The sequence below is a fragment of the Duganella sp. Root336D2 genome (genome assembly GCF_001425005.1).
Taxonomy (GTDB): Bacteria; Pseudomonadota; Gammaproteobacteria; order Burkholderiales; family Burkholderiaceae_D; genus Rugamonas.
Map to the genome: position 1 here is coordinate 735668 of NZ_LMDB01000001.1, position 17386 is coordinate 753053.

The window sequence follows — 17386 nt, forward strand, 5'->3', positions numbered from 1 at the left end:
AGAAAGCATGGAACGGGTATTGATCGCCGGCGGCAGCTCCGGCATGGGATTGGCGCTTGCGGAGCGCCTGCTGCACGAGGATTGCGCGGTGACGATCGCAGGCCGCTCGAGCGCAAAGCTGGCCGGCGCGCGGGAGAAGCTGCAGAACGCGCCGCAGCTCGCAACCGTCGCAGCAGACATCACACAGGAGGATCAGCTTGCCAACATGTTTGCGCAATGCGGCCCGTTCGATCACATCGTCTGCACCGCGGCAGACATCGGCGGCGCATACCAGCTCTTGCCGGACATCGATATCGCAGTGATGCGCAAGGCAATGGATTCCAAACTGGTCGGCCCGCTCTTGCTGGCCAAATACGGCGCGCCCTCGCTGCCAGCCTCCGGCAGTATCACCTTCACCTCAGGCATCGCCTGGTGCCGGCCAGCGGCACGCGGCTCGGTGGTGGCCGCGATCAACGGCGGGCTTAACTCGCTCACCTACGCACTGGCGGTGGAACTGGCGCCCATCCGCGTCAATGCAGTTTCGCCTGGCTGGGTCGACTCGCCGATCTGGGAATTTGTCGCCGGCGATGCAAAGGCCGGCATGCTCGAAGGCATGGCAAAGAAGTTACCGGTTGGGCGCGTCGGCAGCGTCGGCGACATTGCCGACGCGATCTGCTTCCTCATGCGCAACCGCTTCGCCACCGGCAGCGTATTGCATGTCGACGGTGGACACCGGATGGTGTAGGCCGAGGCCTTTCTGCCGGACCGCATCCTGGAACCGGCGCAAGGCAGGCGGCAATTGCCTTGGCCGCCAGGCCATATGGATGCCGACGCGCCCGGTGCCATCCTCCCATGGCAACGCAACGATCCCTGCATCAAGCCCCGCAAAGGCCAGCCGTGGCATCAACGCACAACCGAACCGGGCGCGAACCATGCTCACTATCGCGCCCAGGCTGCCGTATTCACCAGCCACTTGCGGCAACGGGAATCCTCGCGTCGAGAACGCGCTGTCAAACATGCCGCGATAGGCGCACCCCTGCGCCGTCACCAGGAAGCGTTCGCCCGCAACATGCTGCGGCCCGACGCTGGCTAACTCGCCAAGCACGTGACCGGCCGGCACCAACAATGCCAACTCGTCCGAACCGACGCACTCGCTGTGCAGGCCGCTGTCAGGCGGCGGCTGCGTGAAAGTGAAACAGAGGTCCAGCGAGCCATCCCGCACCGCTTCGCGCAGCGCGCCAGTGCCTGCCACCTGCAAATCAAGCTGCAGCCCGGGATGCCTGCCCTGAAAGTCGGCCAGCATCGGCGCCAGCCAATGCGCGCACAAGGTTTCCAGCGCCCCAATCGTCAAGCTGCCCCGCAGCTCCGTATCGCCGGCCACAATGGCGCGCGCATCGGCTGCCAGCGCCAACAGGGACTCGGCATATTCCACCAGCTTTCCGCCCGCATCGGTGAGAGCCAACTTACGCTGCGAACGCTCGAACAGCGCCACGCCTAAATCCGCCTCCAGCGCCTGGATCTGTTCGGTCACGCTGGACTGTGCGAGATGGACCTTCTGCCCCGCCCTGGTGAAGCTGAGCGTGGAAGCCACCGCAAGAAAAGTTCGTAAATGTTTGAGCTGCATGCTCCGCATTATCGCCGAGATCCCGCATGAAAATCGTTTGAACTTTTGGTAGGCCTGCCTGTCCATACCAGACTAACCAGGGAGACCATCATGCCAGAACAAAAACTGCTTGCAACCTTGCTGCACATTTCCGACCTGCACATCGGAAGCCTTGATCCAAGCACAGGCGATGCCACCATCAGCCAGGCCGTGCAATTCGGCCTGGATAACTTTCCCATATTCGATGGACTGCTCGGGCATCACGCCACTGGCCTGCGCGCCCTCGCAGAATTTGTCGAGAAACTGCGCGCCAGCGACGAACAATTCCAGATTCTTGTCACCGGCGACCTGAGTCGCAACGGCGATGCGCATGAACTCGCACTGGCACGCCGATTCTTTGAAAGCGAAATCGACATTCTTCCACCCAACGGCGATTATGTCGGCCTGCATGCCGCCGGAAAAATCATCACAATTCCTGGGAATCACGATCACTGGGCAGGAATACCGGTACCGATAGGTGCGACTCCGTCCAACTTTTACCACTACTTCATTGGTGCCCTTCCCGCCACGCGCAGCCTCCCGCTCGGAAATCTGGGCCATGAGCTAACCTTGATTGAACTTGATTCGGATGCCGACATTCGCCCCAATTCCATCCAGCGCAGCTATGCACGAGGCAGCTTCCGCTCGCAATTGCAGTTGCTTGACGCCATGCTTGAACCACGCAAAGCACGTGAAGTCCGCGTACTGGTCATCCACCATGCACAGACATGGACAGGATTCAGCCTGGCCATAGCCCACGCTACGAAGCAGGCCCTGGATCAGTTCCTGCAACAGCACGAAATTGCCGTGATCTTGTGCGGCCACACGCACAAAGCCTCCGTGCGGCGCCACTATGCCGGCGCCAGGGAGTGCTGGGAATGCGGTGCGGGTTCAACGACACAATTTGATGCCGTTCCCCGCAAATGGCGCGTCAGGCTGCGCAAACCGGACAGCGTCAACCTCGAGCCGAATGCCTTGATGCTCCACCGCATCTTCGCCGTTGATGGCAGGCTCGAGTGGGCAACGACAACCTACCACCGTTCAGCAACGGGCTTCACTGCCGTTCATGCCCCGCACGAGTTCGCGTTGCAATAGCGCCGAACCTTGTGCCAGGTCGCGTTGGTTGGCGCACCAGCGCTGGACCAGCACGTCTTGCGCGAGAAGACCTTCCGGGCGCGCCGTTTCCGGCATTTGGGAAAACGTGTTCGCGCCCAGGTAGCAATAACCGCCAACCAGCAGGGGCGATGCCTGCAACATGCAGAAAAGGCTGCGGGCAAGCGCCGGCACCCGTTCCAATTCCAGGTCGAGCGTGCCCGCAACGGTTCCGTTCAATAGCGCCTGGCTGATCGCTACACTGCTGCCCTTTTGCTTGACGACGATGTCGGTGTCTGCGCTTTTGCGGGCTACCGATCCGTCTCCGGCGCGCCGAAGGGAGCGGTTGAACAGCAATTCAATTTCACGCAAAGCCTCGCACACCATGCCGGGCGTCAGGCCGTATTTCAACAGTCGTTCGCCGGCAGGATCGCCACTTCTGCAAGAGGCATGGTACTGGCGCAAGTGCGGCACCAGGTCAGGCGGCAGTTTGCCGACACCCATGAGCGCGAGTTCCCACTGGCCAAGCCCGGACGGTGGGCGCATTTCATCCAGCTTTTCAAGCAACGCTGCCCAGGCATCAGCAATCACCTGCTGCTCGCCATTGAGTATGGCTGCTATCGATGGCTGGAGTTCCTCAGTTTCAGCATTCTGCAGTTCGCCGCTACTCAACGCTGCATACACACTTGCAAGCCATTCCGGATGTTCAGCCAGCGCGGCGCACTCGCCAGGATCAAGCAACAAGTCCTCCTGCTCCAGCGCCAGGCGGATCTGCTGCGCGTGCGTGCGCAAGCTCTCCAGTGCGTCGCTATCATCAAATGCGCTGAGTGCTTTCTTGAGTATATCGATTTCCGGCATGATCTTTCTCCCCTGGCGATCAGGCTGCGCGGCACGCCGTACTGAATTCAGCAGTGCTTGTGCAAAGCGTGCCTTGGCCTGGTTCACCTGTTCGGTTGACATTCCGAGTTCGGCGGCCACAGTGCGTGGCGCCTGGTCCATGACCCAGACCCGGTAAGCAATGTCGGCATCGGTCGATTGCGGCCGTGCCTCGATCAATTGCAACGCGACCCGGCTGACCGTGGCAGCCAGTTGGTCGCGCAAGCGATAGCGCGTGAGATGATGTTTCTCCGCAAGTTCGCGCTCGCCGGGCCCATAGTCCGACAGGAAGTCGGCCAGTAGTGCCTGCTCGGCTTCGGGCAGTAGTGCGATGGCAGCCTTGAGCTGGGCGATTTGCTGTTTCATTTCTACAGCCTCCAACGGCAAGGGATCGGCTGCGGCCAGGTCGAGGCATTCTTCAATGTCGACGGCACGCGAACGCAGCCGGTGCAACTTTATCTGCCGGCGGCGGCCAAAGCGGTAAAAGGCGGTGGCGAGATAGGGGGCGAAATCGCCCTTGGCCGAGTCAAAGCGGCTATTGAGCGGTTCCCATTCAAGGAAAAAGTCATGGATCAGGTCGCGGGCGTCGTGCGGCTGGATGTGATAGCCATCGCGTACCAGCTTGCTCAGCACGCGCCACAGCAGCGGCTCGTACTCGAGGAAATCCCTGGGGGACGCCAACGCACTCATCAATATCTCCAATCGGGGCACTCAATACAGTCATATTGCACGGCGCCGGCCGGCTGGTTGAAATCTGCGTCAATGAATACGTTCGCCCCTGCCAAATGCTGTTCGCCACCTATTGCTGGCTTGGCAAGACCGGTGTCCTTAAGCTGGATTCATGTCCAACCCTGCTTGCCAAACCATCATGCAAAACCAACGCCTGTATTTCCTCGACTGGCTGCGCATCGGCGCTTTCTTCCTTCTCGTGCTGTACCACACCGGCATGTATTACGTGACCTGGGACTGGCATGTCAAAGCGCCCCACCCCAGCCAAGCCATCGAGCCGCTGATGCTGCTTTCGTCCCCTTGGCGCATGTGCCTGCTGTTCCTGATTGGCGGCGCAGCAGCGGCTTTCCTGCTCGACAAACTGGGCGGCAAGGGCCTGGCCAAGGAACGCAGCAAACGCCTGCTGGTTCCGCTTATCTTCGGCATGTTCTTCATCGTGCCGCCCCAATCCTACTTTGAAGTGGTGTCGGACGTCGCCTACCAGGGCAGCTATTTCGACTTCATGCAGCTCTATTTGCGCGCCTATCACGGCTTCTGCGACAACAATGGCTGCCTCGACTTGCCGACCTGGAACCACCTCTGGTTCCTGCCCTATTTGTGGATCTACACCCTGCTGCTGGCAGCCATCGGCAGCCTGCGCATACAAGCCATGGGCGCCTGGCTGCTGCGCCACCTGCAGGGCTGGAAGCTGTTTGTCCTGCCGGTGGCATTCCTGGCTGTCGGCCGCATCCTGCTGTTGCCGCATTGGCCGCATACCCATAACCTGACGTCCGACTGGCATAACCATGCGATGAGCCTGCCTTACTTCCTGCTGGGTGCGGCCATGGCACGCCGCGGTGAATTCTGGCAGCGACTGGAAAACGTGCGTTTTGCCGCGCTGGGATTCTTCCTCGCGAGCTGGGCATCCATCATCTTCTATTACGCATCGGGCGACACCTACAAGGACTGGCTGCCGCTGGCACGCGTCGTCTACGCACTGTGCCAATGGAGCGCCATCATCGCTGTGTGCGGTTTCGGCCATCGCCACCTGAATTTCGACAGCGCCAAGCGCCGCTACCTGACCCAGGCAGTGTTCCCGGTCTACATCCTGCACCAGACGTTGATCATCTGCCTGGCGATGGCACTGCGCGCGGCCAATCTGGCGCCCGCGACCGAAGGCGCACTGATCGTGGTGCTGACGCTGGCCATCAGCTTCGGAGTATTTGAGGTAGTGCGCCGGGTGCCGCTGCTGCAGCCGCTGTTCGGCGTGGGGAAAGCGGCAGGCACGACGCCTGCCGCCAAGGATGGATTAGTTCAGCACCTTGCGTGAGCGCTTGGCGCGGTACATCTCGGCATCGGCTATCGCGAGGGCTTCCTCCAGGTCGATGCCGGGCTTGCGCATTGCCATGCCGATCGAAGCCCGCACATCGTAACCGGCCAGCGTTTCCTGCACCCGCAGCAGCATGGCCTGGGCGTCGAAATAGTCGCACTCGACCATCAGCATGGCGAACTCGTCGCCGCCCATGCGCGCTACCACGTCGGAACCGCGCGTGACTTCCTTCAGTGCCTTGCTGCAACGGATCAACAGGGCATCGCCGGAGGCATAGCCCTGGGTATCGTTATAGAACCTGAGATCGTCCAGATCGATTGACACCACGCAGGCCGGGTGCCCATAGCGACGGCAACGCTCATCCTCGCGCACCATCAGCATGTCCCAGCCGCGCCGGTTGTACAGGCCGGTCAGTTCATCGCGCGTGATATCGACGTCCATCCGCTCGGCCTTGCGCACCGCTTCGGTACCGGCCAGCTCGGCTTCCAGCAAGCCGCCCAGCAGCTCGCCCATCAGTACGATCATGTCCTTGTCTTCCCGGATGCGCTCCGGTTGCGGCTCGGGATCGATGGCACACAAGGTGCCGAACAGGGTGCCGTCGGCGCGCCGCAGCGGCACGCCCACATAGGCGCCGATGGTGATCTTGTCGGTAATCGGGGACTGGGCATAGGCCGGCTCGCTCGCCACGTCGGGCGCGATGTGCGGACCCTGCCCTTCGACCATGCGTGAACACAAAGTTTCCGCCCAACTATAAACCTGTCCTGCCTTCACGCCATAACCATGGTCGTCGGCGAACAGGACGATCCAGTCTTTCCCGTCGGTACGGGTGACCATCCACAATTTGAAGCCCAGGCGCTGCCGAAGGAATTGCATGGTGGCCTTGGAAGCGGCCGCAAAATCGTTCATCATTGCTTGCCTCATCAATAGCTGGTTCCGGCACGGAGTTGAAGTGTCATTATGCACCGGTCGGAGTAGACTTGACAGCGCTAATTTACCTGGAGACTCACACGATGACCCGCCTGACCGCCAAGGACTTTGAACCGGAAGTACTGGAGCTGTTCGACAAATACGTGCATGGCCAGTTAAGCCGCCGCGATTTCATCGCATCGGCAACACGCTATGCGGTGGCCGGCGCGACCGGCGCCAGCCTGTTGGCGACACTGGCGCCCAGCTTTGCCGCGCCGCTGGTAGCGGCCGACGACACGCGCCTCAAGGCTGGCTACGCGGAGTATCCCTCACCTCAAGGCTACGGCAAGCTGCGCGGCTACCTGGTGCAGCCGGCCGCGGCCAAGGGCAAGCTGCCCGCTGTGCTGGTGGTGCATGAGAATCGCGGCCTGAACCCGCATATCGAGGACATCACGCGCCGCCTGGCGCTCGATGGCTTCCTGGCCTTTGCACCGGATGCCCTGTTACCGCTGGGCGGCTATCCCGGCGATGAGGACAAGGCGCGCGAACTGTTCTCCAAACTGGACCAGGCCAAGACCCGCGCCGATTTCCTGGCGGCGGTGCAAATCCTCAAGTCGCACCCCAGCGCAACAGGCAAGGTCGGCGTGGTGGGTTTCTGTTATGGCGGCGGCATGGCCAATTACCTCGCGACCATGGTGCCTGACCTGGCGGCGGCCGTGCCCTTCTACGGCGCCCAGCCGCCGGCTGCCGATGTGCCCAAGATCAAGTCGCCCCTGCTGGTGCACGATGCCGGCAACGATGCGCGCATCCTGGCCGGCTGGCCGGCATACGAGGCTGCGCTGAAGGCAGCCGGGAAGGCGTACCAGCACTTCGTCTATCCCGGCGTCGAGCATGGCTTCAATAATGACACCACGCCGCGCTATGACGAAGCCGCCGCCAGGCAGGCCTGGCAGCGCACCGTGGACTTCCTGCGCGCGAACGTCGCTACTTCGTAAAGGTCAGCGTATAGGCGGACGCTCCCGGCAACAGGGGCGTGGCCTTGCCTGCGACCCAGTCGGCATGGCCGGCCAGGAAGAATGGCGACAGAGGGTGGCCGCTCTGGCCGCCCGGCATATTGAACAGGCCCTGTTCCTCGCGCCCCGGCGACACCGTCATGCGCTCGGACTGGCCGAAAGCCGGGCCGGCCACGCGCGGCATATTGCTGTCGCCCGGAAGCTGGTCGGGCGGCACGCTGAGCCACTTCTTCAGCATCGGTAGCGCGCCCGCAATCGGGTGTGCAATCTTCGCCGTGTTGCGCGCCCCCCAAGTGGCGGAAGCCAGCGGCTTGCCGCCGGCCGCCAGGTGTTCGATGGTGCGGTCCAGCGCTGCCAGTTGCAGCGCCTTCCAGTCTGCATACCCCGGCGGCAGCCAGCCGCCCGGCTGTTCATCCAGCAGGCGTCCCAGCACAACCGGCCAGCGGCTGGACGCGGCGCGCATATTGGCATCCTTGTCCAGCTTGGCCAACTCGATATTGGCGCCGCCATACAGCAGCTCATATAAGGACCACATAAAGGCCCGGCTGGCGCGGTATGCCACCGAATCCACGCTGGCGTGGCCGTTCCAGTTGTCCTTTAACAGGTGTGCCAGCTCGGCGCGCTGCGGCTTGCCTTTCACGGCTTCCGCATCCAGCACGGCCAGGGCGCGCTCACGCCACTGCGAAATGAACAGCGCGCGGTCGTCCAGCATCACGCTGTACACGCCCTTCTCGTCGGTCTTGTCGCCCAGCGCTGCCAACGCGTCGCGCGCCTGTTTGGCGCGGGCGCCCATATCGAAGCCGCCGTCGCCCAGCTTGACGGAATCGGCGCCCAGCAACTGGCGGCTGTTGGCCGTGACCAGCTGGCCGCCGGCCGGATTGCGCACCGATGGATACCCGCCCGCCGGCAGTAAGCCTTGCCAGCCGCGCGTGCTGCCATTGGCCGACAGCGGGTAGCTGGCATCGACCGGCGTGGCAGGCCGTTGCGGCAGCGGGCCGACGATGGTCCATCCGATATTCCCGTCGCTGTCGCCTGCCACCAGGTTCTGCGCCGGCATGCCGACTTTCGGCGCCAGTGCCAGCGCGTCGGCAACGGTGTCCACTTCCTCCATATGCCGGATCGCCAGGTTCACCGCCTTCACATCATGCGCCACCCAGTGCACCGCATATTCGCGGCCGCCGGACAGCATGATCGGGCCCAGCGAAGTCTCGCGCACCTTCATGGTGACGGCCGGCTGGCCCTTGACCAGGATGGTCTCATCATGCACCACCGGCGTTTCCCAGCCGCCCGGCAGCTTGGCCTGGCCTGGCCTGTCCCTGGCCGTAGCAACTTCCACCAGGTCGACATAGTCGCCATAGCTGTTGGTGAAGCCCCAGGCCACATTGCCGTTGCTGCCCGCCACCACGGCCGGCACTCCGGGAATGCTGACGCCGACGATGCGGCGCGTGCTGCCATGCTGGCCCGGCACTTGCAACAACAGCCGGTACCAGGTGTTCGCCAGCTTGATCCCCAGGTGCATATCGTCGGAAACGATAGCCCCGCCACTAGCGCTGCGCTTGCCGGACACAGCCCAGTTATTGCTGCCCACGCCGTCGACAAATGCTGCGGCAGCCAGCGTTGCCGGCTCCCTGGCCACGCCCTTGCCCCACCAGTCCGGCGCGCGGGCCGGAATTGGCGCGTCAGGCGCCGGTGGGCTGGCAGCATCCAGCGGTGCATCCCACTGCGTGCTGGCCGGCAGCAGGAAGGCCAGCTGCTCGGCATTGGCGTGCTCCTTCAGCCAGCCACGCGCCAGTTCGCGGCCGATGCCTGTCACTTGCAGATCAATATACATCGCCCAGGCCACCAGGAAGGAGTCTTCCAGCGCCCACGCACGCGGACCGACGCCCACCAGGCCATATTCAAAGGGCCGGTTGCCGAGCGCGTTCAGGCCCTCGTTGACGCCCGCGGTATAGCGCTCCAGCAGTTGGCGGTCGGCAGGCGGCATGGCTGCGATCGCCTGCGCGGCGCGGGCGCGAAAACGGTGCAGGCGGTTGATGCGGTCGGTCTCCAGCGCCTTTTCGCCAAACAATTCGGACAGCTCGCCGGCCGGCATGCGGCGCAGCAGGTCCATCTGGAAGAAGCGGTCCTGGGCATGCACGAAGCCGGTTGCATACGCCACGTCGTTACGGTCGCCGCCGGAGATGGAAGGAACGCCCTTGGCGTCGCGGCTCACCGTCACGCTGCCGGCAAGGCCGGCCGCAGTGCGCCGGCCATCGAGCTGGGCCAGGCTGCCGCGCAGGAAGAACCAGAGTCCCAGCGCCAGTACCAGCAGCAGCGCAAAAAATGCGAGGACAAGACGTTTCAGCCATAACTTCGCCATCGGCACCCCCATTCTTATACTGTTGCGTCAAATCTTGCCAGAAATCCAAAAGGAACGGCAGGGAAATTGTTTAACCGTGCTAAAGCGGCCCGCATGATTCCCCCGCCACGCCATCACGCGCGCCGGAATCATGGTGGTGGCCGACGCCCTGCTGGACGCTTTCGCTGCGCTGTCCGGCACCTAGGTACCGGTCGGCGCATGGCCATCGCCGCCATGCATCAGTGCGTGATACCGGAAGGCTTCGCGGATATTGTCGCGCAGCGCCTGGTCATCCCAGGGCTTGGTATAAAAGCGGTAGATTTCGCCGCGGTTGATGGCGCCCAGCACCGACTCCAGTTCGGCATAGCCGGACAGGATGATGCGCACCGTGCCCGGGTAGAGCTTGCGCACCCGGCTCAGGAATTCGGTGCCGTTCATATCCGGCATACGCTGGTCGCTGACCACGACCTGCACCTCGTGGGTGGCCAGCATGGAAAATGCTTCCTGCGCATTGTGCGCGGCCAGGATCTGGTAGCCGTCGCGGCGCAAGAGCCGCATCAGGGACGACAGCACGTTCGGTTCATCGTCGAGCAGCAGCAAGGTGCCCCTGCGCTCGTCCGCCGGGCGCCGTGCCGGCTGGCGCGACTGTTCCTGTTGCAGCAGCGTGGCGAAAACGTCCGGCATGATCGGATGGCTCAGGTGGTAGCCCTGCGCTTCGTCGCAGTTATAACGCTGCAGGTAGGCCAGTTGCCCTTCGGATTCCACACCTTCGGCGATGATGCGGAAGTCCAGGCTGTGTCCCAGCGAAATCACCGAGCGCACAATGGCTGCCACCGTCGGGTCGCCCAGCATATCGCGCACGAAGGACTGGTCGATCTTCAGGTAATCGATGGGGAACAGCTTGAGGTAGGCCAGGCTGGAATAGCCGGTGCCGAAATCATCGATCGAAATCCCCACCCCGACTTTCTTCAGGCGCTGCACCGTGACCACCGCCTCGTCAGCATTCTGCATCATCATGCTCTCTGTCAGCTCGAGTTCAAGGTACTGTGCCTGCAGGCCGGTACTGCGCAATGCTTCCACTACTTCGTCGGCCAGGTTCTTGTCGCGGAACTGGCGCGCCGAAACGTTGACGGCCACCCTCAGCGGCCGCAGGCCAGCATCCTGCCAGGCCTTGTTCTGGGCGCAGGCAGTGTGGATCACCCAGCGCCCCAGCGCCACGATCAGGCCCGTCTCTTCCGCCACGCCGATGAAGCGGCCGGGCGGGATCAGGCCCATGGTCGGATGGCGCCAGCGCAGCAGCGCCTCGACACCGGAGATCTCGCCGGAGGCCACGTTCATCTTCGGCTGGTAGACCAGGAACATTTCGCCGCGCGCCAAAGCGCCGCGCAGCTCGTTCTCGATGGCGGCGCGCTCCACGATGCGGGCGTGCATCGCCGGCTCGTAGAACTGCACCTGGTTGCGCCCGCTTTCCTTGGCGCGGTACATGGCGATGTCGGCATAGCGCATCAGCAGCTGCGGCTCGCTGCTGTCGGCCGGATACAGGGAGACCCCCATGCTGCAGGTGAGCGTATGCTCCTGCCCTGCCAACTGCATCGGCGCCGACACGCTGTCGATGATCTTGCGCAGCATGGCTTGCGACGGCGTGCTTTCGTGCCCATCCAGCAGCACCAGCACAAATTCGTCGCCGCCCATGCGCGCCACGGTATCGGTGTCGCGCATGCAGCTGCGCAGGCGGGCCGCCACGGTGCGCAGCAGTTCATCGCCGGCTTCGTGGCCCAGGTTGTCGTTCACCAGCTTGAAGTTGTCGAGGTCAAGGAAAGCCACCCATACCGTGTGGCCGTAGCGCTGCGCATAGCTGATCGCTTGCGCCAGGCGGTCGCCGCACAGGTTACGGTTGGGCAGGCCGGTCAACGCGTCATGGTTGGCCTGGTGTTCGAGCTGGGCCTGGTAGTCCATGGTCGCCGTCATATCGGTCAGTACGCAGACCCGGTGCGTGTGCTGGCCTTCGCTGCCGCCGACCGGCGCCACATGGAGCTGCGCCCACCAGCTGCGGCCATCGCGGTGGCGGCCGCGCAGCATCAGCTGCACGTCGCTTTGGCCATGCACCGCTTCATGCAGGGCGGTCTGGGCTGCCGCATCTTCCGGGTCGGCCAGCAGCTGTTCCAGGCTGCGGCCGGCCAGCTCGCCGGCGGCATGGCCGGTCAGCACCGCCAGCGCCGGGTTGGCGTAATCGATGGTATCGCTGCCTGCATGGATGGCGGTGATGGCAATGGCATTGACGCTCGACTCCAGCGCCCGGTTATGCAGCTGCAGCATCAGCTCCACCTGCTTGCGCTCGGAAACATCCTCGATGGTGCCCAGCAGGCCGATGGTCTTGCCGGCCTGGTCGTGCAGCGGCAGCTTGTTGATCAGGAACCAGTGCACGCTGCCATCGGCAAACAGCAAATGGTCTTCGCGGTTCAGGTGCGGCACGCCGCTGTTGATGATCTTCGCATCGTCGGCGCGGATGCGCTCCGCATTGTGCGACCAGGGGAAATCGAAATCGCTCTTGCCCACCACTTCTTCCTGCGACGACAGCCCGGCCGCGCGCAGGAATATGTCGTTGCAGCCGCGGTACAGCAAATCCATGTCCTTCCAGAAGATCTGGTGCGGGATGTGGTCGACCACCAGCTGCGTCATCTCCTGCGATTCATGCAGGGCTTTCTCGACGCGCAGGCGCCGCGTCACGTCATGGGCGAACACGAAGCGCGCCTTGTGCCCCGCCATCAGCAAGGGGTGCGAGGAAATCTCCACCTGGATCAGGCGGCCGTCCTTGCAGCGATGGGTCCATGCGCCCGATTGCTGCGCCGCCGATTGCGGCGAAGTCTCCAGGTCGGCATGCAGCCGCTCCAGTTCATTATCGGGGCGGATATCCTCGATCGTCATGTCGAGGAATTCTTCTTCGCTGTAGCCGTAGATCGCCACCGCCGCCCGGTTGACCACCAGGAAGCGCAGCGTCGCGACGTCGTACACCCACATTGCATGCGGGTGCTGGTCGAACAGACGCTTGAAGCGCAGCCGCGAGCCATAGGAATCGGCTTCCGGCAGCGGCGTGACAAGACAGCGGAAGCATTCGGGCTGGGCGCCATGGCCGGCGTAGTATTCCAGCGCCAGCGAAACCGGTGCGCCATCGCCGCCTTTCTCGCACAGCGCCAGCTCGCCGCGCCAGACGCCGCGCAGCTTGGCCTCGGGCATGGCGTCGTCGCGCAGTTCGGCGGCGGCCCAGCTGCGGAACAGGCCGAACGCCGTCGCCCCGGAGCCGAGCTCATCTGCCAACCGACGCGCATGGGCGTTCGCGGCAAGCAAATTGCCATCGGCATCCATCATAAAAGCCAAGTTGGGGCTGTTTTCATACACCGCGGTGAATGCGTCCAGCCTGGTCCGTCCCGGCGAAGCGAGAGAAGCCCTATCCATGCAACCGATGGTAGCAGAACTATTTTGCTAGCAGCGCCCATCTGAGCGGCAACGCATCTTCCCGCCACACAAGCTGCTGCGGCTGGAATTCCCAGTGCCGTTCCGTTCCGTCCAAGACAACGCGCGCCGTTCCGCTCATCTGCAACAAACCGCCGCTCTCAAAGTCGGGGAACACCAGGCCAGCCCTGCCATTCAGCAGTATGTTACCGAGAGTCGAAAAAAAGCGGTTGCCCTCATAGTCCGGCACCAGCAAGCTTCCAGTGCTGCCGACCTGGACAAAACCCGCCTGGCCGCCGCGGTGCGACACATCCATCCGCATTCCGGCGCCGTCACCGGAATACGTCGCCACAAAAAAAGTCCCGGAACGGCCGATCAGGTCGCGCGCCAGCGCATCGAGCTGCGGCAACTGGCGCGGCGGCAAGCCCGACGGCTCGCCCGGGGTGCGCTCGAAACGATAGTCGCGTTCATGGATGTATTTCGGGCAGTTGCCGAACGATTCCGCGACGGCGATCTCATACTGCTCGCCGCCGAGGGCGCGCAGCCTGCCATTCAAGCGGTTGCGCCGGCGCGTGTGCAGTTCGATGCCGAGCATGCCTACTGCGGCGCCATCGTGCAGGCCGGCTTGCGCCGGATCGTCGTGCTGCGCCGGCAACGTAAGCTGCAGGCGCTGCGGGTCTGGCGAATGCATGAAACCTTCTTCCCCGGCACGCAGCGTGGCCCATGGCCGGCCTTCGGCATCGACGCTGCCGAACACGGCGAACGGCAATTGGGCGAAGAAGTCGCGGTGCTGGTCCGGCATGTAGTTGCGGATCACCTTGCGGCCGATTTCGTCCATCCGTTCCACCGCGCCCAGCGTAGCCTGGATCGCGATTTCGCCGGCGTGCCAGGGCGCGTTCATGCAGCCAGCCCGACCGCTGACTTGATGAAGGGCTGGAAGCGCGGCAGACCTTCCACGCGGGCCAGCCAGGACTTCACGTTGGCGTAGTCCGACAGGTCGACATTGCCTTCCGGTGCGCGCGCAATATAGCTGTACAAGGCGATATCGGCGATGGTCGGCTGTCCGGCAGCGATCCACTCCCTGCCGTCCAGGCTTGCCTCAACCAGGCCGAGGATGCGGTGGGCACGCGCGATGGCGTCGGCCGGATCGACCGGTTTCTTGAACAGGTTGATGATGCGGGCGGTGGCCGGACCGCTGGCGATTTCGCCGGCGGCAACCGACAGCCAGCGCTGCACGGCGGCGGCGCCGACCGGGTCTTGCGGCAGCCAGCCGGTATCGCCATAGCGCGTGGCCAGGTAGACCAGGATGGCGTTGGAGTCGGCGATGACCACGCCGTCGTCCTCCAGCACAGGCACCTGGCCGAACGGGTTCAGCTTGAGGAATGCTTCCGTTTTCTGTTCGGCCTTCATCAGGTCGACTTCGACCAGCTCGAAGTCAAGGCCCAGCAGGGACAGGAACAGGTGGGCGCGGTGGGCGTGGCCGGAAATGGGATGGTAGTACAGCTTCATTGGCTCTCCTTTCAAGTAATGATGAAAGTGTGATCCATGTTGTCGATGATGGGAATCACCGCCGACAGCAATTCACCATTCCACCCAGCGAAATAATGATCAGGGCAGCACCTCGAACAGCAGGAACTGGGTGACCTGGCCCTTGCCGAAATTGTCGTCGCTGGCGAACACCATGGTGGTGTGGCCGTTGGGCAGGCGCGGCCCGAAAGACATTGCTTCCAGGTTGTAGGCGCGTGGCATGGGCTGCTTGCTGAAGTCCAGCACCAGGCGTTTGCGGGCCGGCGTGTACCGCTTGCCTTCAAGGCCAGGCAGCGCTTTCACATCGCTGGCGCCGCGCGCATCGGTGGCATACAGGCGGACGTAATTGGTGTACACGCCGGCGGCATCCTGCACCGTGGCGCGTTCCAGCACCAGCAGTTCGCCATCGGGCAGCGCGAGGATTTCGGAGACGCCGTTTTCCGCTTCCCTGCCCGGCCCCGGTTCGGCGGGGATGGCATCCAGCGGATAGGCGAACTGGCGCAGCACCTGGCCATCGCGCTGGAACTGCGTCATGCGCACCACGGCGCCATGCTGCGGCGTCGGGATCGGGCCGTCTTCATAGAGCGGCCATTCGATGGAAGCCCACAGGCTGCGTCCGTCCGGCGCGAAAGCCAGGCCTTCGAAGGTGGCGTTATAGCGCGAACCGCGCAGTTCATCCTTGTGTACCTTGAAGTTCTCCGGCAAGGGCAGCTCGGCCAGCAGCGCGCCGTCGCGCGTGGCATGGCGGATGAATGGCTCGAGGCCATCGCGGCGATCGCCTTCGCTGGCGTACCACATGCTGCCGTCCAGCGGATCGATACGGATAGATTCCACGTCGGCGCGCGAGCAACCGGCGGCGGCGGCGGCAAAATCCTGGCCGTCGGCATTCAGGAAGTAGTGCAGGCCGGTGAAGCGCAGCGAGCGGAATGCGGTGGCGTCGAAATCCAGTTCGGCGTCGTAATAGCGTGCCGGGCTGCGGGTGCAGCGGTCATCGCTTTCGATCAGCCAGCGGCCGCTCGCCGGGTCGTAATCAAGCCCGGAGAAACCACCCAGCATGGTGTCGCCGAACATGGCGTGGTGCGCAACGCGCAGTTCGCCGATAAAGCGCAGCGCACTGACCGAAGAAACCGTGGAACCTGGCGCACGCTGTCCGGTCGGCGCGCAGGCAGCCAACGCCGCTCCCGCCGCCAGCGCGGCCAGGTAAGGAATCAAGCGCATCATGCGTGGTGCAGGCGCTTGTGCATGCAGCGCAAGCCGAACCACATGCCGAGCGCCACCACCGGCACCATGACGCCCATCAGCAGTTCAGGATTGACGCCCACGCCCAGCACCTTCGCGCCTTTGGCGGAATAGCCGATCAGGCCCACGACGTAGTAGGAGATTGCCGCCACCGACAGCCCTTCCACCGCCTGCTGCAAACGCAGCTGCTGCGCGGCGCGCGCATTCATCGACTGCAGTATCTTGCGGTTCTGCGCTTCCTGCACGATGCCGACCCGGGTACGCAGCAGGTCGTTGCTATTGGCGATGCGGCCGGCCAGGGCCTGCTGGCGCGCAGCCACGGCCTCGCACGTCTTCATGGCGGGCGCCAGGCGGCGCTCCATGAATTCCTCCACCGTAGGCGTGCCTTCAATGCGCAGCTCGCGCAGCTCGTCGATGCGGGCGTTGACCAGGCCGAAATAGGCCTTGGATGCGGCAAAGCGGTAGCTGGTGTCGGCCGAGACCTTCTCGATGCGCGCTGCCAGGTGGGTAATGCGGTCGAGCAGGTCCTGCTCGGTGGAGCCGTCATCAACCTTGCCGTCCGCTTCGACCAGGGCGCCGGCCAGGGTCGCCAGTTCGCCCTCCACCTCATTCAGTTCCGGCGTCGCGTCCTGTGCAACCGGCAGGCCAAGCAGGGCCATCATGCGATAGGTTTCGATCTCCAGCACGCGCTGCACCAGGCGGCCCGACTGCTGTTCGTGCATGCCCGCATCGCAGATCACGAAGCGGCTGAAGCCATCGGCGTGGATGGCGAAGTCGGTCCACATTTCGCCGCCGTTCATCACCTGGCTGCCCGCCAGCGGCGCCCCCTGGAACAGGCGCTGCAGGCTTTCGGCGAACGCATGCTGCATGCCGCCCGGGCGCCCCAGCAGGACGTGCGCCGCCACCAGCACCCTGCCCTGAAGTTTCAGCAGCCATTGTTCCGGCAGGTGGCGCGAAGGCATATTGCTGAAGGCCTCCTCCGGCAGCGGCATGCTGGCCACGGTTTCGGCAAAGGTGAAGGTGGCGAATTCGGTGTGCAGCTCCCATTTCAGGCGGAAGCGGCCGAAATCATGGGTAAAGTATTTCCCGCCTGCCGCCGGTGCCGCCACGCCGAAATGGCCACACAGTTCCGCCAGCAACTCCTGCTGTTCCTGTTCGCCCATGATGGCGAAATGGGTCAGCAGGGTTGGCGCATCCAGTTTCAGGAAGGGGCGCGAGTGGATTTCGGCAGCGAGGGGCACGCGCTGCACGTGGTTCAGGCTGGAAAACACGATACTCATTGGGCT

General features: G+C 63.7%; 13 protein-coding genes. 4 read left to right on the forward strand and 9 right to left on the reverse strand.

Annotation, left to right across the window (positions count from 1 at the left end; all coding sequences use genetic code 11):
• Nucleotides 1-7: 7 nt before the first annotated feature.
• Nucleotides 8-724: an SDR family oxidoreductase gene (locus ASD07_RS03055; RefSeq protein WP_229207034.1), complete on the forward strand. Its 717-nt coding sequence runs from the start codon at nt 8-10 to the stop codon at nt 722-724.
• Here ASD07_RS03055 and ASD07_RS29890 read toward each other — a convergent pair.
• Nucleotides 605-1603, reverse strand: a complete 999-nt coding sequence (locus tag ASD07_RS29890) for a LysR family transcriptional regulator (protein ID WP_162246526.1) — start codon at nt 1601-1603, stop codon at nt 605-607. The two genes, ASD07_RS03055 and ASD07_RS29890, sit on opposite strands and share 120 nt — an antisense overlap.
• A 90-nt stretch (nt 1604-1693) precedes the next feature.
• Between ASD07_RS29890 and ASD07_RS29895 the strand changes: the two genes are divergently transcribed.
• Complete coding sequence (locus tag ASD07_RS29895) at nt 1694-2716, forward strand: metallophosphoesterase (RefSeq protein WP_082507075.1); 1023 nt, start codon at nt 1694-1696, stop codon at nt 2714-2716.
• Here ASD07_RS29895 and ASD07_RS03075 read toward each other — a convergent pair.
• Nucleotides 2663-4291, reverse strand: a complete 1629-nt coding sequence (locus ASD07_RS03075; protein WP_156397825.1) for a sigma-70 family RNA polymerase sigma factor — start codon at nt 4289-4291, stop codon at nt 2663-2665. The genes ASD07_RS29895 and ASD07_RS03075 overlap by 54 nt on opposite strands.
• A gap of 166 nt (nt 4292-4457) precedes the next feature.
• Here ASD07_RS03075 and ASD07_RS03080 point away from each other — a divergent pair, with 166 nt between their 5' ends.
• Nucleotides 4458-5627 carry an acyltransferase family protein gene (locus ASD07_RS03080; RefSeq protein ID WP_162246527.1) on the forward strand — a complete coding sequence of 390 codons (1170 nt, stop codon included), beginning with the start codon at nt 4458-4460 and terminating at the stop codon, nt 5625-5627.
• On the opposite strand, the gene ASD07_RS03085 is transcribed toward ASD07_RS03080, so the two are convergent.
• Nucleotides 5607-6536 carry a sensor domain-containing diguanylate cyclase gene (locus tag ASD07_RS03085; protein ID WP_200953745.1) on the reverse strand — a complete coding sequence of 310 codons (930 nt, stop codon included), beginning with the start codon at nt 6534-6536 and terminating at the stop codon, nt 5607-5609. The genes ASD07_RS03080 and ASD07_RS03085 overlap by 21 nt on opposite strands.
• Before the next feature lie 101 nt (nt 6537-6637).
• Between ASD07_RS03085 and ASD07_RS03090 the strand changes: the two genes are divergently transcribed.
• Complete coding sequence (locus tag ASD07_RS03090; RefSeq protein WP_055924956.1) at nt 6638-7528, forward strand: dienelactone hydrolase family protein; 891 nt, start codon at nt 6638-6640, stop codon at nt 7526-7528.
• Here ASD07_RS03090 and ASD07_RS03095 read toward each other — a convergent pair.
• The 6 genes from ASD07_RS03095 to ASD07_RS03120 all read right to left on the reverse strand — a co-directional run bounded on the left by ASD07_RS03095 (nt 7518) and on the right by ASD07_RS03120 (nt 17380).
• Nucleotides 7518-9905, reverse strand: coding sequence for a penicillin acylase family protein (locus ASD07_RS03095; RefSeq protein WP_200953746.1), 2388 nt, complete (start codon nt 9903-9905; stop codon nt 7518-7520). The two genes, ASD07_RS03090 and ASD07_RS03095, sit on opposite strands and share 11 nt — an antisense overlap.
• A gap of 180 nt (nt 9906-10085) precedes the next feature.
• Nucleotides 10086-13199 carry an EAL domain-containing protein gene (locus ASD07_RS03100; protein ID WP_229207035.1) on the reverse strand — a complete coding sequence of 1038 codons (3114 nt, stop codon included), beginning with the start codon at nt 13197-13199 and terminating at the stop codon, nt 10086-10088.
• Between the two features lie 157 nt (nt 13200-13356).
• Nucleotides 13357-14235, reverse strand: a complete 879-nt coding sequence (locus ASD07_RS03105) for a pyridoxamine 5'-phosphate oxidase family protein (RefSeq protein ID WP_055924966.1) — start codon at nt 14233-14235, stop codon at nt 13357-13359.
• Entirely contained in the window at nt 14232-14843 is a 612-nt protein-coding gene (locus ASD07_RS03110) for a glutathione S-transferase family protein (protein WP_055924969.1), read from the reverse strand. The genes ASD07_RS03105 and ASD07_RS03110 overlap by 4 nt, the downstream gene beginning before the upstream one ends.
• Before the next feature lie 99 nt (nt 14844-14942).
• Nucleotides 14943-16082 carry an esterase-like activity of phytase family protein gene (locus tag ASD07_RS03115; protein WP_055924972.1) on the reverse strand — a complete coding sequence of 380 codons (1140 nt, stop codon included), beginning with the start codon at nt 16080-16082 and terminating at the stop codon, nt 14943-14945.
• Nucleotides 16079-17380: a DUF3422 family protein gene (locus tag ASD07_RS03120; protein WP_055924975.1), complete on the reverse strand. Its 1302-nt coding sequence runs from the start codon at nt 17378-17380 to the stop codon at nt 16079-16081. Before ASD07_RS03120 ends, ASD07_RS03115 begins: the two co-directional genes overlap by 4 nt.
• Nucleotides 17381-17386 lie beyond the last annotated feature (6 nt).

Coding starts and splice junctions, on each gene's coding strand:
- ASD07_RS03055 (WP_229207034.1), top strand. CDS start 8: ATGGAACGGGTATTGATCGCCGGCGGCAGCTCCGGCATGGGATTGGCG.
- ASD07_RS29890 (WP_162246526.1), bottom strand. CDS start 1,603: ATGCAGCTCAAACATTTACGAACTTTTCTTGCGGTGGCTTCCACGCTC.
- ASD07_RS29895 (WP_082507075.1), top strand. CDS start 1,694: ATGCCAGAACAAAAACTGCTTGCAACCTTGCTGCACATTTCCGACCTG.
- ASD07_RS03080 (WP_162246527.1), top strand. CDS start 4,458: ATGCAAAACCAACGCCTGTATTTCCTCGACTGGCTGCGCATCGGCGCT.
- ASD07_RS03085 (WP_200953745.1), bottom strand. CDS start 6,536: ATGATGAACGATTTTGCGGCCGCTTCCAAGGCCACCATGCAATTCCTT.
- ASD07_RS03090 (WP_055924956.1), top strand. CDS start 6,638: ATGACCCGCCTGACCGCCAAGGACTTTGAACCGGAAGTACTGGAGCTG.
- ASD07_RS03095 (WP_200953746.1), bottom strand. CDS start 9,905: ATGGCGAAGTTATGGCTGAAACGTCTTGTCCTCGCATTTTTTGCGCTG.
- ASD07_RS03105 (WP_055924966.1), bottom strand. CDS start 14,235: ATGAACGCGCCCTGGCACGCCGGCGAAATCGCGATCCAGGCTACGCTG.
- ASD07_RS03110 (WP_055924969.1), bottom strand. CDS start 14,843: ATGAAGCTGTACTACCATCCCATTTCCGGCCACGCCCACCGCGCCCAC.
- ASD07_RS03115 (WP_055924972.1), bottom strand. CDS start 16,082: ATGATGCGCTTGATTCCTTACCTGGCCGCGCTGGCGGCGGGAGCGGCG.
- ASD07_RS03120 (WP_055924975.1), bottom strand. CDS start 17,380: ATGAGTATCGTGTTTTCCAGCCTGAACCACGTGCAGCGCGTGCCCCTC.